Source organism: Arthrobacter sp. ERGS1:01 (assembly GCF_001281315.1).
GTDB lineage: Bacteria > Actinomycetota > Actinomycetes > Actinomycetales > Micrococcaceae > Specibacter.
Genome location: NZ_CP012479.1, coordinates 3,198,140 through 3,214,405, shown reverse-complemented (window position 1 = coordinate 3,214,405; position 16,266 = coordinate 3,198,140). Strand labels below are relative to the sequence as shown.

At 69.4% G+C, this 16,266-nt stretch carries 18 protein-coding genes; 5 read left to right on the top strand and 13 right to left on the bottom strand.

Annotation, left to right across the window (positions count from 1 at the left end; genetic code table 11):
• Positions 1-127: 127 nt before the first annotated feature.
• On the bottom strand, positions 128-1,396 hold the full coding sequence (mshA, locus tag AL755_RS18500) for a D-inositol-3-phosphate glycosyltransferase (RefSeq protein ID WP_107503883.1): 1,269 nt from the start codon (positions 1,394-1,396) through the stop codon (positions 128-130).
• A gap of 151 nt (positions 1,397-1,547) precedes the next feature.
• On the opposite strand from mshA, the gene alr reads away from it, so the two are divergent.
• The 5 genes from alr to tsaD are packed head-to-tail and all read left to right on the top strand — an operon-like array spanning position 1,548 to position 5,727.
• A complete protein-coding gene (gene alr / locus AL755_RS18495; RefSeq protein WP_054012260.1) occupies positions 1,548-2,771 on the top strand; it encodes an alanine racemase in 1,224 nt (407 codons plus the stop codon).
• A complete protein-coding gene (gene tsaE / locus AL755_RS18490; RefSeq protein ID WP_054012259.1) occupies positions 2,771-3,379 on the top strand; it encodes a tRNA (adenosine(37)-N6)-threonylcarbamoyltransferase complex ATPase subunit type 1 TsaE in 609 nt (202 codons plus the stop codon). The genes alr and tsaE overlap by 1 nt, the downstream gene beginning before the upstream one ends.
• 10 nt (positions 3,380-3,389) lie before the next feature.
• A complete protein-coding gene (tsaB, locus tag AL755_RS18485; protein WP_054012258.1) occupies positions 3,390-4,082 on the top strand; it encodes a tRNA (adenosine(37)-N6)-threonylcarbamoyltransferase complex dimerization subunit type 1 TsaB in 693 nt (230 codons plus the stop codon).
• A 32-nt stretch (positions 4,083-4,114) separates the two neighbouring features.
• Positions 4,115-4,624 (top strand): GNAT family N-acetyltransferase, encoded by a 510-nt coding sequence (locus tag AL755_RS18480; protein ID WP_054012257.1) that lies wholly within the window; start codon positions 4,115-4,117, stop codon positions 4,622-4,624.
• On the top strand, positions 4,621-5,727 hold the full coding sequence (gene tsaD, locus AL755_RS18475; RefSeq protein ID WP_054012256.1) for a tRNA (adenosine(37)-N6)-threonylcarbamoyltransferase complex transferase subunit TsaD: 1,107 nt from the start codon (positions 4,621-4,623) through the stop codon (positions 5,725-5,727). Before AL755_RS18480 ends, tsaD begins: the two co-directional genes overlap by 4 nt.
• A 31-nt stretch (positions 5,728-5,758) precedes the next feature.
• Here tsaD and AL755_RS18470 read toward each other — a convergent pair whose 3' ends face one another.
• The 12 genes from AL755_RS18470 to AL755_RS18415 all read right to left on the bottom strand — a co-directional run bounded on the left by AL755_RS18470 (position 5,759) and on the right by AL755_RS18415 (position 16,252).
• Entirely contained in the window at positions 5,759-6,088 is a 330-nt protein-coding gene (locus AL755_RS18470) for a YciI family protein (RefSeq protein WP_160318930.1), read from the bottom strand.
• A 110-nt stretch (positions 6,089-6,198) separates the two neighbouring features.
• Positions 6,199-6,639, bottom strand: a complete 441-nt coding sequence (locus AL755_RS18465) for an SRPBCC family protein (protein WP_202813536.1) — start codon at positions 6,637-6,639, stop codon at positions 6,199-6,201.
• Between the two features lie 25 nt (positions 6,640-6,664).
• Entirely contained in the window at positions 6,665-7,633 is a 969-nt protein-coding gene (locus AL755_RS18460) for a TIGR03086 family metal-binding protein (RefSeq protein WP_054012254.1), read from the bottom strand.
• Positions 7,623-7,955, bottom strand: coding sequence for an ArsR/SmtB family transcription factor (locus tag AL755_RS18455; protein WP_082369623.1), 333 nt, complete (start codon positions 7,953-7,955; stop codon positions 7,623-7,625). The genes AL755_RS18460 and AL755_RS18455 overlap by 11 nt, the downstream gene beginning before the upstream one ends.
• Before the next feature lie 60 nt (positions 7,956-8,015).
• Positions 8,016-9,317: an APC family permease gene (locus AL755_RS18450; protein ID WP_054012252.1), complete on the bottom strand. Its 1,302-nt coding sequence runs from the start codon at positions 9,315-9,317 to the stop codon at positions 8,016-8,018.
• On the bottom strand, positions 9,314-10,315 hold the full coding sequence (locus AL755_RS18445) for a sensor histidine kinase (RefSeq protein ID WP_054012251.1): 1,002 nt from the start codon (positions 10,313-10,315) through the stop codon (positions 9,314-9,316). Before AL755_RS18445 ends, AL755_RS18450 begins: the two co-directional genes overlap by 4 nt.
• On the bottom strand, positions 10,312-10,983 hold the full coding sequence (locus AL755_RS18440; protein ID WP_054012250.1) for a response regulator transcription factor: 672 nt from the start codon (positions 10,981-10,983) through the stop codon (positions 10,312-10,314). The genes AL755_RS18445 and AL755_RS18440 overlap by 4 nt, the downstream gene beginning before the upstream one ends.
• Complete coding sequence (locus tag AL755_RS18435; RefSeq protein ID WP_202813535.1) at positions 10,970-11,704, bottom strand: VTT domain-containing protein; 735 nt, start codon at positions 11,702-11,704, stop codon at positions 10,970-10,972. The genes AL755_RS18440 and AL755_RS18435 overlap by 14 nt, the downstream gene beginning before the upstream one ends.
• A complete protein-coding gene (locus tag AL755_RS18430) occupies positions 11,704-12,420 on the bottom strand; it encodes a phosphatase PAP2 family protein (RefSeq protein WP_237762545.1) in 717 nt (238 codons plus the stop codon). The genes AL755_RS18435 and AL755_RS18430 overlap by 1 nt, the downstream gene beginning before the upstream one ends.
• A 355-nt stretch (positions 12,421-12,775) precedes the next feature.
• The gene (locus AL755_RS18425; RefSeq protein ID WP_054012249.1) at positions 12,776-13,456 is read right to left on the bottom strand and encodes a GntR family transcriptional regulator; all 681 of its coding nucleotides are present in this window, start codon (positions 13,454-13,456) and stop codon (positions 12,776-12,778) included.
• Between the two features lie 61 nt (positions 13,457-13,517).
• Positions 13,518-14,981, bottom strand: coding sequence for a chlorohydrolase family protein (locus AL755_RS18420; RefSeq protein WP_054012248.1), 1,464 nt, complete (start codon positions 14,979-14,981; stop codon positions 13,518-13,520).
• Positions 14,982-15,037: 56 nt separating this feature from the next.
• Positions 15,038-16,252, bottom strand: coding sequence for an amidohydrolase (locus tag AL755_RS18415; protein ID WP_054012247.1), 1,215 nt, complete (start codon positions 16,250-16,252; stop codon positions 15,038-15,040).
• Positions 16,253-16,266 lie beyond the last annotated feature (14 nt).

Sequence of the window (16,266 nt, the reverse complement as noted above, 5' to 3'; positions counted from 1 at the left end):
GGCTTTCCTGAGTCTAGCGCCCGTGCGTGACAGGCCACTTGCGCCGCACAGCCCGGGCATCACTCAGGACCTGCACCGCGCATCGGTATGAGCGGCGGGCCCGCAGCCGCCACGGAAAGTGGCTTGCTCAGCAGCCGGGCGGGGTCACGTATTGGTAGGTCAGCGAAAGGTCGTAGCTGGCCATCGTGGCGGCGGCCGTGTTTTCCCAGCCAAACGATTCGGCAAAGACGGAGGCCGCCCTGCCCATGTCGGTGCGGGTTTGCGGGAAGTCGAAGAGGGAGGCGATCGCCTCGGCCCACAGCCGCGGTGCACGGCCCTCCACCAGCAACCCCGTGCGGCCGTCGCTGACGGCGCGCGGCAGCCCGCCCACGTTGGTGGCCAGGACGGCCGTGCCGCACGCCTGCGCTTCCAAAGCCACCAGCCCGAACGACTCGCTGGAGGACGGCACGGCCACGACGTCGGCGCTGCGGTACCAGTCCGCCAGCTCGGCGGGTCCCACGGGCGGGTGGACGGCGGCGATGTCCGCCAGCCCGGCGTGGTCGATCATGTGCGGCAGATCGTATTTGTCGTGGCCGCTGCGGGCGCCCAGGAACGTCAGGCGCAGGGGGATGTCGGGGCGTTCCTCGCGCAGGATCGCGGCGGCCCGGACCAGCACGTGCGGGCCCTTGAGCCGTTGCACCCGCCCGGCAAAGAGCACGTGGAAGTCCGTGGCGGCCACGCCGCGCCCCAGCCGGGACCTGTCCCGAAACGCCGGTTTGAACACCTTCAGGTCCACGCCGGGGGAGACAATGTCGATGCGCTGCTCGCAGCCGTCGTAGTGGCCCTCAAGCTCGGCGGCCTCCGCCGTCGTGTTGGCAACCAGCCGGGTCGCCGCCGCCACAATGCGCTGCTCCCCGTCCTCCCGGATTCCGGGCTCGGCGGTTTGCCCGGGCTGGAGATGCTTGTTTTTGACCCGGGCCATGGTGTGCATGGTGTGGACCAGCGGCAGATCCAGTGCCCGGGCCACCAGGATGCCGGCCATGCCGGAGACCCAGTAGTGCGAATGCACCACACTCACCGGCACGGCTGCCGGGGACGGGCCCGAGGCAAGGGTGCGGATGTGGGCGGCAACGGCGTCGGCCATCTCGGTGATGAGATCCGGCAGGTCCTCCTTGGACACCTTTGCGAACGGCCCGGCCTTCACATGGTGCACCATGACCGACGGCGCCAATGCCACGGTGTCCGCCTGCTTCGCGGAGGTGCGGCGCGTGTAGATGTCCACCAGGACCCCCGCCGCCGCCAGCTCCAGCGCCAGCTGGCGGACATAGACGTTCATGCCGCCGGCGTCGCCCCCGCCGGGCTGCTCCAGCGGGGAGGTGTGGAGGGACAGCATGGCAACGCGTCGAACCTGATGCACGGACGGCCCTTCTCGGCGGCGAATATGACATGCCTATCTTTCCACTGCGGGGCACGCGCGGCCACCCGTCACCGATTTGCGCCGTGAATGCCGCCACATTCGGCCGCCGGCGGCCGGCAGCGTCCCGGGACCAGCGCCGGCAAGGCCTAAAATGAGAGCTGTGAACCCCACCGTTGCGTCCGTTCCGGCCGGCGATGCCGTCCCCGAACGGCAAGCCGTCATCGATCTTTCCGCCATTACCCACAATGTTGGCCGGCTCCGTTCCATCGTCGCGCCCGCCAAGCTCATGGCCGTGGTGAAGGCCGACGCCTACGGGCACGGCATGATCCCCGTGGCCCGCACAGCCGTGGCCGCCGGCGCGGAATGGCTGGGCACCGCCCACGTCAGCGAGGCCCTGCGCCTGCGCGAGGCGGGCATCGACGTCCCGGTCCTGGCCTGGCTGCACACGCCGTCCACCGACTTTGCCGCCGCCGTGGCGCAGGGCATCGACCTTGGCTGCTCGGGATGGGAACTGGCGCACATTGCCGCGACCGCCCGCGAGCAGGAGCATCCGGCCCGGATCCACCTCAAGATCGACACCGGCCTGGGCCGCAACGGCTGCTCCCTGGCCGACTGGGACGCGCTCGTGGCCGACGCCATCGCCTACCAGGACGAGGGCCTGCTGCGCGTGGTGGGCGTGTTTAGCCACTTCGCCGTGGCTGATGAGCCGCACCGCCCTGAAACCGATGAGCAGATTCAGCGCTTCCGTGAAGCCGTGGCCGTGGCCGAGGACGCCGGCGCCGACCTGGAGGTGCGCCACATCGCCAACACCCCGGCCGTCCTCTCCCGCCCCGACTCGCACTTCGACATGGTGCGCGCGGGCCTGGGCCTGTACGGACTTTCACCCTTCGAAGACCAAACGTCCGCCCAGCTGGGCCTGATTCCGGCCATGACCCTGCAAACCCGGGTGGCCCTGTGCAAGGACGTGCCCGCCGGCCAGGGCGTCTCCTACGGGCTCAACCACGTCACCACCGAACCCACCACGCTGGGCCTGATCCCGCTGGGCTACGCCGACGGGATCCCGCGCGTGGCCACGGGCGGGCCAGTCCGGGTCAACGGCGTCACCTACCCCGTGGTGGGGCGCATCGCCATGGACCAGATGGTCATCGACCTCGGTCCCGACGCCCGGGCCGGCTTCGGTGACGCCCAGGTGCCGGGCTCCGCGCTGGGCGCCACGGCAGTCCTGTTTGGCAACGGCGCCGACGGCGGGCCCGTCGTGGAGCAGTGGGCCGACGCCGCCGGAACCATCAACTACGAGGTGGTCACCCGGATCAGCCAGCGCGTGCCCCGCAGCTATGTGGGCGGCCCCGACACGACGCTCGCGGGCGGTGCCTGATGGTGTGGGAGTTTGCCACCACAACCGCCGAACAAACGCAGCTCATCGCCGAGAACCTGGCCAGGTTGCTGCGCGCAGGCGACCTGCTGGTCCTCAGCGGCGAGCTGGGCGCCGGCAAGACCACCTTCACGCAGGGCCTGGGCCGCAGCCTTGGCGTGCGCCCGGGCATCATCTCGCCCACGTTCGTGCTGGTGCGCATCCACCCCAACCTCGCCGACGGCCCCAACCCGGGCGGCCCGGACCTGGTGCATGTGGACGCCTACCGGCTCGGCACGCCCGCGGAAATTGACGACATCGACCTGGAAAACACCATGGATTCGGCCATCACGGTGGTGGAATGGGGTGCCGATCGGGTGGAGCACCTGGCCGCCAGCCGGCTGGAGATCGAGCTGGTCCGCGCCACGGGCGACGTCCCCCGGATGCCGGCCGAGTTCACCCCGGCCGACGACGGCGCCGATGACGCCGGATTCGACCTCGACTTCGACTTTGACGCCGACTCCGACGACGACGATGACGAACCGCGCCTCCTGCGCCTGCGCGCCGTGGGGCCGCGCTGGGACGGCGTCGACCTCGGCGGACTCGCCAACCCGTTGACGGCAGTGGAATAGGCTTAGGGCCGTGCGTATCCTCACCATTGACACCTCCGCCGTGGCCAGCGCGGCGATCCTGCGCCTTGACCCGTCCAGCCCCGGCCGGGACGCCGTCGTCGAGGCCGAATTTGCCACCGCGGACACCCGCAGCCACGCCGAGGTGCTGGCCCCGGGCGTGAAAGCCCTCTTTGCGGATCCCGTGACGGAAGGCCCCCAACTCGACGCCATTGTGGTGGGTGTGGGGCCGGGTCCGTTCACCGGGCTGCGCTCGGGCATCGCGATGGCCCGCACGCTCGCCTTCACCTGGGGTGTGCCCCTGCACGGGCTCATGAGCCTTGAGGCGCTGGCCTGGGACGTCGTGGACGGCGGAACCGGCGACGGCGGCGAGTTCGTGGTGGCCACCGACGCCCGGCGCAGGGAAGTGTATTGGGCCCGGTACGCGCCCGACGGCGAACTGCTGCACGGTCCCGTGGTGGGGTCCGCGGAGGACATCCGCGGCGTCACGGTCCACGGCGCCGGTGCCGGGATCTACTCGGAGGTGCTGGCCGCCAACGGCTGCCGGGTCGACGCCGCCCTGGCCGAACGGCAGCCCACGGCCCGCTCGCTGGGCCTCATGGCGGCCCGCAAGATCCAGCGCGGCGAAGCACTCCCGGACACCACACCGCTGTACCTGCGCGAGTCCGACGCCAAGGTGCCCGGGCCGCGGAAGCGCGCCCTGTGAGCACCCCAACCCCACCGAATGGGCAGTCTCCGATGAGCCTGCGCAACATGACGGCGGCGGACATTGATTTCATCACGGCACTCGACGCGCAGCTGTTCGGCGTCGACTGCTGGCCGCGGCACATGTTCGTCGACGAACTCGCGCAGCCCGAAACCCGCCGCTACGTTATTGCCGAGGTGCCGTCGTCCAGTCCGGGCGGAAGCCCGCAGATCGTCGGCTACGCCGGCCTGATGTGCGTGGCACCGATCGGCGACATCCAAACCATCGGCGTCCTGCCCGAGTTCGAGGGGCGTGGGTTCGCCCGGGCCATGATGGCCGAGCTGATCGGCGAGGCCGGGCGGCGCGGAGCCACGGACATCATGCTGGAGGTCAGCTCCGTCAACCCCCGTGCCCAGGAACTCTACCGGCGGCTGGGCTTCGAGCACATCCACACGCGCCGGCGCTACTACCGGGACGGATCGGACGGGCTGATCATGCGCCTGTCCCTGACGGAAGCCGACGACGCCGGCACACCAGACACTGACGGGAAAGAACAGCCATGAGCCACGCAAATCCGCTGATCCTGGGGATTGAATCCTCCTGCGACGAGACGGGCGTGGGGCTGGTGCGCGGCACCGAGCTGCTGACCAACACGGTGTCCTCGTCCATGGCGGAGCACGTGCGCTTTGGCGGGGTCATTCCCGAGATCGCCTCCCGCGCGCACCTCGACGCTTTTGTGCCCACCCTCCAGCAGGCCCTGGCCGACGCCGGAGTGAGGCTCGAGGACGTCGACGCGATCGCCGTCACGAGCGGCCCCGGCCTGGCAGGCGCCCTCATGGTGGGCGTCAGCGCGGCCAAGGCGCTGGCCCTGGCCACGGGCAAACCGCTCTACGCGATCAACCACCTCGTGGCGCACGTGGGCGTCGGCCTGCTCGATGAGTCCATCGCGGCCAAGGCGGCGGCCCTGTCGACGGGGCCCGGCGGGCTGCCGGAAAACCTGGGCGCCTTGCTGGTCTCCGGCGGCCACACCGAGATCCTGCGGGTGCGCAGCATTGCCGACGACGTCGAACTGCTGGGTGCCACGATCGACGACGCCGCCGGGGAGGCCTTCGACAAGGTGGCCCGGCTGCTGGGGTTGGAGTACCCGGGCGGGCCGGCCATCGACGCGCTGGCCAGGGAGGGCAACGCCAAGGCCATCAGGTTCCCGCGCGGGCTGACCGTGCCCAAATACATGGGCACGGCCGAGGCTCCGGGGCCGCACCGTTACGACTTTTCCTTCTCCGGCTTGAAGACGGCCGTGGCCCGGTGCGTTGAAGGCTTTGAAGCGAAAGGCGAGCCGGTCCCGGTGCCGGACGTGGCGGCGTCGTTCCAGGAAGCGGTGCTGGACGTCATCACGGCCAAGGCAGTGCTGGCCTGCCGCGAAAACGGCATCACCACGCTGCTGCTGGGCGGGGGAGTGGCCGCGAATTCACGGCTGCGCGAGCTGGCGCAACAGCGCACCGCGGCCGCCGGAATCACGCTGCTGGTGCCCAAGATGTCGCTGTGCACCGACAACGGCGCCATGGTGGCCGCCCTCGGTGCGCAGTTGGTCATGAACGGCGTGGCACCCAGCGACCTTGCGTTCGCCCCGGATTCCTCCATGCCCGTCACGAGCATCAGCCTGTAACCGTTCCGGCCACAATCGAGTGGCCGGTGGGCTACATGCCCATGTCGATGAGTTCGAAGATTTCCAGGGTGAAGCGCCCCTTGCCTTCGGACATGAACGGCAGGCCGTCGGCCAGGGCCTTGGCGGCGTCGAGGTCCGCCGCTTCGACGATCGTGTAGCCCTGCAGTTCACTGGGCGCGGCTGCCGACCCATCGTCGGAGACTGCCGCGCGGGCGCCAAAGGGTGCGCCGCCGTCGACCATTGCCGTGCCGACCTTGCCCATCCAGGCGCCCCAAGCAGCCGTCACCTCGGCCGACTGCTCCTCGGTGAACTGGTCCATGGGGGTGGCCGGGCCGTTGTAGATGTAGATGAACTTGCTCATGATGATTCCCTTCATCAATTCCGTTGTGCCTTCTGTGGCCGCGAACGGAATGTGCTGCATTGAACGTACTGTCCGGGAGCGCGCCCGGAGAGTGGCTGCGCCGGTTAGCTTTAGGGCAGCCCGGATTCAAGGATTTCCTTCAACTTCGCCAAATCCTTGCGCATGGCCCGGCGCATCATGGGGGCCATGAGGACCGAGGCAACAGCGGAGAACCCCCGGGGTTCGCCGTTGTTGCGCAGGGTCATGAGGGTGCCGTCTCCGGCGTCGGACCACGTGTACGTGGTTTGCATGGGGAACGGGCCCTGGCTGGTGCGCATCACGAGCTTTTCCTGCGGCACGAGTTCGGTGAATTCGTAGCTGTAGTCCAGTGTCCGGCCCAGGAAGCGGGCGCTGAATGCCAGTTGTGAACCAATCCGCAGCGGCGGTTCGCTCAGCCACCGGGCCGAGTCGATGTTTTGGTACCACTGCGGGGCATTGTCCGGATTGGACGCGTAGCCGGCAACATCCGCACGCGGGACCCGAATGTGAATTTCGGTCTGGACATCGACCACGATGGCCTCCTCTCCGTATTCGTGTTTAGGCGTTGGCAGGTTGGCGCCCGGTGAACGCCACGAGCCGGTCCAGGCTCTCGGCCGATTCCTCGACCAGGGTTTCCTCGGCGAAGCTGTGGCCGCGCATGCTGGGGGCGATCGTGTTCCGGGCCAGGCCCAGCACATAGTCGGACAGCATCGGCGCAACGTCCAGGGGCCGCCCCGTGGCGGTGGCGAAGTCCCAGGCGTGGACCAGGAATTCGATGTTCAGGATGTTGGCGACCGTGCCGGCCGGCAGGACGGCGAAGCCCATGTCGATGGTGCCGTCCAGGCCGCGGGCATTGAACGCCTCCAGGGTTGGGGCCGCCGCATTGGCCACCCGGACCTCCGGGGAAGCGCTGGCGTCGTCGCTCAGCTCGACGCCGAGCGCCTTGCCGATTCCCATAACCGAGCCCACGAGGTGCTCCACCAGGGCGGCCACCGTGAAGTCCGCGCAGGGGGTTTGCAGGTCCATGTCCGATTCAGTGAGACCCGCCAGGGTGCGTTGGGCAATGGCCAGGGTGGCCTCGGCGCTGATGAGTTCGTTGATCGGATCCGGGGCTGCGGCCCAGTCGTCGGGACCGGCGTCGCCCGTGGTGGCCAGGGCCACCAGGCGGCCCAGGAAGTGGATCCACCCCTCGGTGTGGCCCGCGGCGGCCTCGTCGCCCAGGCCCTCGTGGACCAGGCGCACCGTGGTGCCGCCGTCGCCCGGTTCAAGGGTGATGGTGACCGTGGAGGCATCCGCCTCCGGACCCTCCCAGCCCCAGGTGAAGACGACCCTCTTGCCGGGTTCGATCTCGGTGAACGTGCCGGCGGCCGAATGCCCGGGTGTGATGGTCCAGCGGTAGTCCCCGCCAACCCGGAGGTCCACGCGGGCGGCCACGGTCTGCCAGCGGCGCAGGCGCTCGGGCTCGGTGATGAGGGCAAATGCGGTGTCCGGGTCGACCGGGATGAAGACGGATTGCTCAATGGTCATCGGAATTCTCCTGTGGGTGGTTTTTTCGGGCCAGTGCGGCGGCGTCCGCCGCGAGTTGGTCCAGTTCGGTTGTCCAAAACATCTCCAGCGACTCCCGCAGTTGGGACATTCCCTGCGGGTCGAGGCTGTAGTACCGCCGCCGGCCGTCCTTCCTGGCCCTGACCAGTCCGACGTCGGCCAGCAACAGCAGGTGCTGGGAGATCGCGGACCGGCTGACCGGAAAGTTCTCCGCCAATTCACTAACGCTCCGCTCTCCACGTCCCAGCAGCTGCAACAGGCGGCGCCTGTTCGGTTCGGCTGCGGTTTCGAGAAGGTCGGGCACGTTCAATACGTTAGTCCTCACTAACGCATTAAGCAATGGCCTCGCGGACTCTTGGATTCGTCAGCCGCGGGAAGCCCGACGGAGCCGCAACCAGCGGTAGGCCACGCCTACGCCGAACATGGCAACGCCCGCCACCACGGCCGACGCCGGCAGTGTGGCTGCCAGGACCAGGCAGCCGGCCGCGCCCGCCAGTTGCAGGGCACGCGGGTAGCGGCGGTCGGGACCGGCCTGGGTGAACGCGGCCAGGTTGGCCACAAGGTAATAGACCAGGACGCCGAAGGAGGAAAAGCCCACGGCGCCGCGCAGATCGGCAAAGGCGATGATCAGACAGATGGCCGCCCCGAGCGCCAGTTCGGCCCGGTGCGGCACCTTGAACCGCGGGTGGATGGCGGCAAACCAATGCGGGAGGTCCGATTCCCGCGCCATGGCCAGCGACGTCCGGCCCAGCCCCGCCACGAGCGCCAGCAGGGCACCCAGGGAGGCCAGCGCGGCCCCGACGCGGACCACCGGCACGGCCCAGCCCCAGGAACCGGCGGCCACCGCGGCGGCCAGCGGTGCAGGAGTTCCCGCCACGCCGTCCGGGCCCAGGGCGGCCAGGATGGTCACGGCCACGACGGCGTAAATGGCCACCACCAGCGTCAACGCGACCACGATGGCCCGCGGGATGGTCCGGCGGGGGTTGGCCACTTCCTCCCCGAGTGTGGCAAGGCGCGCGTAGCCGGCAAAGGCGAAGAACAACAACCCCGCCGACTGCAGGATCCCGTACCAGCCGTGTTGCAGCAGCCCGGCGCTCCCGGCATCGAAAATCCCCGTACTGAAAATCCCGGTACCGAAAATCCCCGCGCCGCCGGTCTCGGCGCCACCTGTCCAGACCGCCGCCACCGCCACGGTGAGGGCCAGCAGCACCGCGGTGACAATGATCCGGGCCAGCGCTGCGGTCCGGCTGATGCCGCGGTAGTTCACGGCCACAAGCAACACAACGGCCAGGATCGCCACGGGGCGTTCCCAGCCCGGCGGGGCGGCGTACGCGGCAAAGGTCATGGCCATGGCGGCGCTGCTGGCCGTCTTGCCCACCACGAATCCCCACCCCGCCAGGAATCCCGGCCACGGGCCCAGCCGCTCGCGCCCGTAAAGGTAGGTCCCGCCGGAGGTGGGGTAGGCGGCAGCCAACTGGGCCGACGACGTCGCGTTGGCGTAGGCCACGGCGGCGGCAAGGACCAGGCCCAGCAGCAGGCCCGAACCCGCGGCCTGTGCGGCCGGGGTGAAGGCCGCAAACACGCCGGCCCCGATCATGGACCCCAGGCCAATGACGACGGCGTCGGTGGTGCCGAGCCGCCGCTCGAGTTCCGGCCGGCCGCTCAACGAATCGTTGCCGCGGGCAGCGTAAGTTCCATGACGGTGCCGTCCGGTCCGGTGGAGCGGATTTCAATGCTCCCGCCGGCCGCGACGGCGATTTCCCGGACCAGCGCCAAGCCCAGTCCGTAACTGCGCCGGCCACCGGCGGCGGGCTCCGTGGTCCGGGCGAACCTGTCAAAGACCCGACCCCTGTCAATGCCCGAGATTCCGGTGCCGGTATCGGCCACCGCAATGACTGCCTCCCCGCCGCGCGCGGCCGTCGTGACCGTGATCCGGCCGCCCTCGGGAGTGTGGTTGAGCGCATTGTCCACCAGGCCCAGCACGGCCCGGCGCAAACTGTTGGCCTGGATCATGACCGGCGGGGCGGCGTCGTGCGCGGTGGACAGGCTCACGCCGCGGTTGCCGGCCAGGTCCTGCAGGCCGGCCGTGACGGCGTCCACCACCTGGCTGACGTCCACGAGCTCGGCGGGGACGGCGTCGGCGCCGCCGGTGGCCGCGAGCAAAAGCTCCTGGACCGTGGCGGACAGCGCTTCGGTGTCCTGGCGGATCTGCGCCAGCAACGCCGCGGCATCCGTTCCGGGGGACACCCTGTGCTGGGCCAGCTGGACCCGGGCGTCGAGGATGGTCAGCGGCGTGCGCAGCTCATGGCTGGCGTCCTGGACAAAACGGCGTTGCAACGCCAGCGCGCGGCCCAGCGGACGGATGGCGTTGCGGGCGCTGAGCCAGCCGATGGCGCCGGCGGCCAGGATCCCGGCCAGGCCGGCCACCGCCATGGCCTTGAGCATGTCGTTGGACTCCACGTAGACCCGCGGCGAGGCCGGGTCCGACGACGACACGTCGGGATGGTGCGAGAGGTACAGCATGTAGATGGCCGCGGCCACGATCACGGCAAGCACCATGACGGCGCAGGCGACGGTGATCCGCACACCCACGGTCAGGGCGGCCCGGCGCAGTTGCACCGAGTCCGCGTCGGGGGCGGGGGAAGGGGTGTTCCGCCACGTCATGAGGCATCCCCGATCTGGTAGCCGGCGCCGTGGACGGTGCGGATTACGGTTTTTGCCACCTTGCGGCGGAGGTAGTGCACATAGGTGTCGATGACGCCTGGGCCGTCCTGCGGGTGGAACAGGGCCTCGACGAGCTCGGGGCGGGTGAATACCCGGTCCGGTTCGCCGGCCAGCATGGCCAAAAGTTCGCTTTCCTTGGCCGTGAGCGATACCTGCCCGCCATACGAGGAGCGCAGCAGCCGGCTGGCCGGGTCCAGCACCCACTCGCCAATGGTGAGCTCGGCGGGGGCGGGGTCAAAGCTGCGGGTGATGGCCCGCAGCCGGGCGCGCAGTTCGCCGGCGTCGAACGGTTTCGTCATGTAGTCGTTGGCGCCGGCGTCGAGCCCCTCGATCTTCTCGGCCGTGGTGCCAAGGGCCGTGAGGATCAACGCGGGCGTCGGGACACCGTGCCGGCGCAGCGCCGCGACCAGCTCCAAACCGTCCATGACGGGCAGGCCGCGGTCAACCACCAGGACGTCCCACTCGCCGGTCAGGCCCAGGTGCAGGCCCTTTTGGCCGTCTGCGGCCAGTTCGACGTCGTAATCGTCGGCCAGGAGCTGGGCAATCAGCCCGCCCAGGACGGGATCGTCTTCCACCAGCAGGAGCCGTGGCAGCTCAGAGTTGCGCATGTACCCCATTGTCCCGCTCCGCGGGCGGTGTCGTGTCAGCAGCCGCCTCGCGCGCCGTTTCGTTCGGTGCGCGGCGGGAGATGCGCCGGGATTTGAGCATGCCGATCACCCCGGGCAGCACCGAGACCAGGACCATGAGGATGGCGATGACGTCGATGTTCTTCGCGATGACGTCGAAGTGCCCCAGCCAGGTGCCCATCAGGACCACCGACGTCGCCCAGCCCAGGGCCCCGGCAACGTTCCAGAGCGTGAATTTCTTGTAGTTGTAGCGGGCGATGCCGGCCACCAGGGGTGCGAAGGTGCGCACGACGGGCACAAAACGGGCCAGCACTATGGCCTTTCCGCCCTGTTTGGCGAAGAACTCCTCGGTCCGCTCCAGGTAGGCGGTCTTGAGGATGCGGGCGTCGTCCTTGAACCAGCGCCGGCCAAACTTGCGCCCGAGCATGTACCCCACCTGGTCGCCGGCGATGGCGGCCAGGGTGACTACGCCGATGAGCACGGGCAGGGCCAGGTGCAGTTGCTGGTGCAGCAGCCCGGCCGTGAACAGCAGGGAATCGCCGGGCAGGAACGGGAACAGGACGCCGGATTCGATGAAGATGATCAGCGCGACGACGCCGAGCGTGGCCGGTCCCAGCCCCTGCAGGAGTGCTGCGGGGTCGAGGATTCCGGTGATGGAGTGCGGCAGGACGGCTGCGAGCAGGTGCATGGAGTGGGTTCCCATCAGGAGGCGATCCGCTTTTTGGCGGGCGCAGGGGAGGGTGTGGGGACGGGGCCAAAGCGGTAAATCAGCGGTATGCGGGGCAGGATCCTCCCCTGGTAGTGGTTCCACAGGCCGGCAAAAAGGAGCACGGCGGCGGTTGCGGCCAGGAAGGAGGCCGCAACATCACTGGGGTAGTGCACGCCGATGTAGAGGCGGGAGCCGGCCACAATCACGGGCACGGCGATGCCGGCGATGACCGCCAGCGACGCCCAGCGGGTGTTGCGGGCCAGGAAGAAGAACGCCCAGGCGAGCCCGACGGCCAGTGCCACGTGCCCGCTGGGGAAGCTGTTGGACCCGGTTTCGGGTGCCAGCGGATCGACCAGCAGGGCCGGGTTGGGGCGCGGGCGTTCAACGATGACCTTGAAGAACTGGCTGGACAGCCAGCCGGCCGCGGCCACCCCGCCGAACGCAAACGCGTTCACCGGGGATTTTCGCACGACCAGCAGGTAAACGCAGATGATGGCGATCATCACAATCCCGCCGGCCGGGGAAAACACGTAGTTCAGGGTCATCGCGAGCGCGTTGAGGACGCCGTCGTGGTGGCGGCTGAGGTCCTGGTCGACCGTGAACTCACGGGGGCTGAAGCCGGGTACATCGATGGCGACGAAGCCGACCGTCAGCACGGCCGCGGACAACAGCACCACCCACAGGCCCCAGAACCGGGGTTGCGGCAGCACGGCCAGGCGGGTGCGGAGGCGTGTTCGGGGGACGGGCGCTCGGGGCCGGGCGTTTCGGCGGCGGCGTGCCTGCTGGCGGGCAAACGGGTCAAGGAATTCTCCGAATCGTGGCGGGACGGGAAGCGGCCCGAAGGCCTTTCTTCCACTGTTCCGCACGGGATCTAAGAATTCACTAAGAATTGGGGACGAGGGGTGGGCAGGGGGTGCGCGCGGGGCAGGCCGGCGTCTGCGGGGGCCGGCGTGGTGATCCGACGTCGTTCCGGACATCCCGCCCGAGCCCGGGGGCTGTTGTGGTGATCCGCCCGCGGCCCGCCACGGGCGGATGGCAATAACAGCCCCGCGGCAAGCTTTGGCGCTAGCTGTCCGCCGGGAGCACCTTGGCCAGTTCCGCCAGGGACGGCTCGCGGCCAAGCTCGATGTGTGAGTAGGCCAGCGCGGCGGCCAGGTCAGGCTTGCCGGCATGGATCGCCTCGCACAGGGCGATGTGCTCCCGGTATTGGGCCTGCGGGTCGCGTTCGCTGGTGAGGGCGAACAGGCGCCGGAGCCGGCCCAGGACGGGGCGCATGGTCGTCTCCAGCAGGCTGTTGCCGCTCATGGCGATGATCTCGGCATGGATTGCGGAGTTGAACTCGGTGATGGCGGGGTAGTCGCTGGCGGCCGTGGCGTTTTCCGCCGCGGCCATGAGCTCTGCGAGCCGCGTGGACGAGCCCCCGTTGGCAACGTGTTCGGCGGCCTTGCGGGCGGCAAAGACCTCCAGGTTCAGCCTGACGTCGAACAGCTCGCCGACATCGTTGAGCGTGAAGGCGCGCACTACGGCGCCGCGGCGCGGGAAGATGGCGATGAAGCCGTCCGCCTCGAGCTGGGGCAACGCCTCGCGGATGGGGATGCGGGAGACCGCCAGGTCTTCGGAGATTTCGCGTTCCCGCAGGCGGTGCCCCGGCGGGTAGTGCCCGTCGATGATCTTCTCGCTGATCCGCGCGTACGTCTGCTCCGCCAGGGACAGCCTGGTGTCGCCCTCCGGTGCTAGCTGCTCCATGCTTCGTCCTTCACTGCGCTCGCCTGCCGGACTGCCCGACAGCCCCCAGTGTACGGGCAGTTCAGTCCGCCGCCGGGTAGCTGGGCGGGAACAGCACGGACGCCGGACGGCCCTGGAAGTCGCGCTCGCCGTAGGCATCGCGCATCTTGGCGAAGATCTCCTCGGCGGCCCGGCCCAGGGACTCGAGGTCGACGCCGGGAATGGCGCCGCCCGCCATAACGGTGCGCCCGGCCACAACTGAGTGGAAGGCGTTGCGGGCCGTGCCGTTGAGCAGCAGGGTGCGCACCGGATCGTCACTGACGCCATCGCGGAAGTCGTCAAGGCTGAAGGCCACCATGTCGGCCTGCGCCCTCGGTTCCAGGCGGCCCAGGTCGGGACGCTTGAGCGCTGCCGCCCCGCCCAGGGTCGCGGCGTCGAGGTAGTCCGACGCCGGTGCGGCGTCCGCGCGGCCGTCGGCAAGCTTGGCCAAATGCACCCCGGCGTCCATGCCGCGGACCAGGTCCGGTGGGAAGGAATCAGTGCCCAGGGCCATGGTGATCCCCGCCTTCTTGTAGCTGCTGAAGGAATCGATGACCTGGCCGTAGCGGAATGAGGTCTGCGGGCAGTGGATGATGCTCACGCCCGCCCCGGCCAACGTGGCCAGGTCCCCGCGGTCCTCGCCGTGGACGGCGTGGTGCCGGTCGGTGAGGATGCCGTGGGGGATGAGCAGCCTGTCGTTGAGCAGTCCGGCCGCGGCAATCATCTCCAGCGGGGTGGCGCCGTGCCGCTCGGCCAGGAAGTTGCGTTCAAAGACGCCCTGGAGGCTGTGCAGGCGCACCAGAACTCCACGCTCGCTGGAGGCCTCGGCGGTGTCCGCCAGCAACTCGGGCGTCAGCGTTTCGATCCGGCAGGGCAGCAGCACCCCGTTCACGAGCGGGTCGGCCAGTTCCTCCACCCAGTCGAGGAAGGCCAGGGCGTCCTGGAGTCCGGCCTCGCCCAGGGCAGGTTCGAACAGAACGGTGCGCTCGCCGTCGTCGGTTACCACGTTGACTCCGGAGCGGTAGGCCGGCCCCAGGTACCCGCGCAGGCCTAGCTCCCGTGACGTTTGCGCCATCCCCGCCAGCTCCGCGGAGTCCTCGGCCCACGCGCTGTGCACCTCGGAGGCAATGGGCATGTAGGTGGTGATGCCGTGCAGTGCCAGCTGCACCAGGGCGTAGCGGCGGATGGTTTGGCGCTCCTCCGTGGTGAACACGTCACGCCGGGCCCGGGCAAAGTACTCCGCCGACCACGTCAGGCCCTTGGCGTCCTCGGCACCGTGCCAGGAATCCAGCAGGAGGTGGTCGATGTCCGTCAGCGCATCCAGGTCGATGAACCCGGGGGTCAGGAGCGCGTTGCCGAGGTCAACGTGCCGGTCCACCGGCCCCGCGTAGCCGTGCCCCACATGGATGATCACGTCATCCTCGTAGACCACGGCGGCGTTGCGGAAGAGCACGTGGCCGCCGTCCCGGTGGCCCAGGACGTGGCTGGCGGTGAGTTGGGTGCGCATGACGGTATCTCCTTTGGATGGGGCGGCTGCAGCCGTGGTCTAGCTGCGGCGTTGGGTCAGACCAGCTGCAGGTTCTCGGCCACGACGCGGCCCGCGTGGATGACGGTGCGGTCCGCGGGGCGGTCCATGACGGCGGCGCTGACTGAATCGCCGGACACGATCACGAAATCGGCCGGATCCCCCACCGCGGTACCCGGGCGGTCGAGTTCGGAGGCCAACCGGGGGATGGCGCGGTCCAGGATGGACGCGCCGCCCACGGTGGCCACGGCCAGCGCGTGTTCGATCAAGTCGTCGAAGCGGAAGCCGTTGGCAAAAGCCAGCTGCCAGGTTCGGTCCAGCATGTCGGCGTTGCCGTAGGGGGACCAGTAGTCGCGTTGGCCGTCCTCGCCGAGGCCCACGCGCACGCCGGCCTTGGCCAGTTCGGCCAGGGGCAGCTGGAAGCGGCCGGCCGGGGCAACCGTCGCCGTCGAGATGTCCAGTTCCGCCCACGTCTCGATGAGCTGGCGCGTGTGGGCCTCGCTGACGCCCCAGAGCGGGTAGCCGTGGGAGATGGTGACGTTTCCCTGCATGCCCAGCGCGCGGGTCCGCTCGGCAATCAGCGCGGCACTGAAATGCCCCAGCTCGCCGGGTTCGTGCAGGTGGATGTCGATCGGCACCTGGTACTTCTCGGCCAGGCCGAACACGATGTCCAGGTGGCGGACGGGGTCCTTGTCCAGGGAGCAGGGGTCGATGCCGCCCATGACGTCGGCGCCGTTCTTCAGGGCCTCCTCCATGAGGGCCGCGCTGCCGTCCTCCAACAACAGGCCGGCCTGCGGGAACGCGATGATCTTCACGTCCGCGCGGTCCTTGTGGGTCTCGCGGGCGGCAGCGACGGCGTCGAATTTCTCCAGGCCGCAGTCGACGTCGACCTGGGCGAAGCTGCGAACGCGGGTGGTGCCGCGCTCGATCATCATGCGCAGCGCCGTGTCGGTGCGCTCGCCGATGCTCGTCTCGGCCGTCCGCCAGTTGTTGCGGTCGTTCATCATCATGCCCCAGACGCCGGGACCGCCAGTGTGCTCCCGAAACGGCAGGCCCAGGCGGTTGGAGTCGAGGTGCACGTGGACGTCGGAGAAGGAGGGAAGCAGCAGCCGGCCCGCACCCTCGACGACGGTGCCGGTTCCGGCAGCTGCCGGGTTGTGGGGCTCAACCGAGCTGATGCGCCCGTCCGTGACGGTGACGTCGCTGAGCTTTCCGCCCCACGGGCGGACCTGGCGAATGAAGGTTGAAGACAAGGTGGGACCTTTCG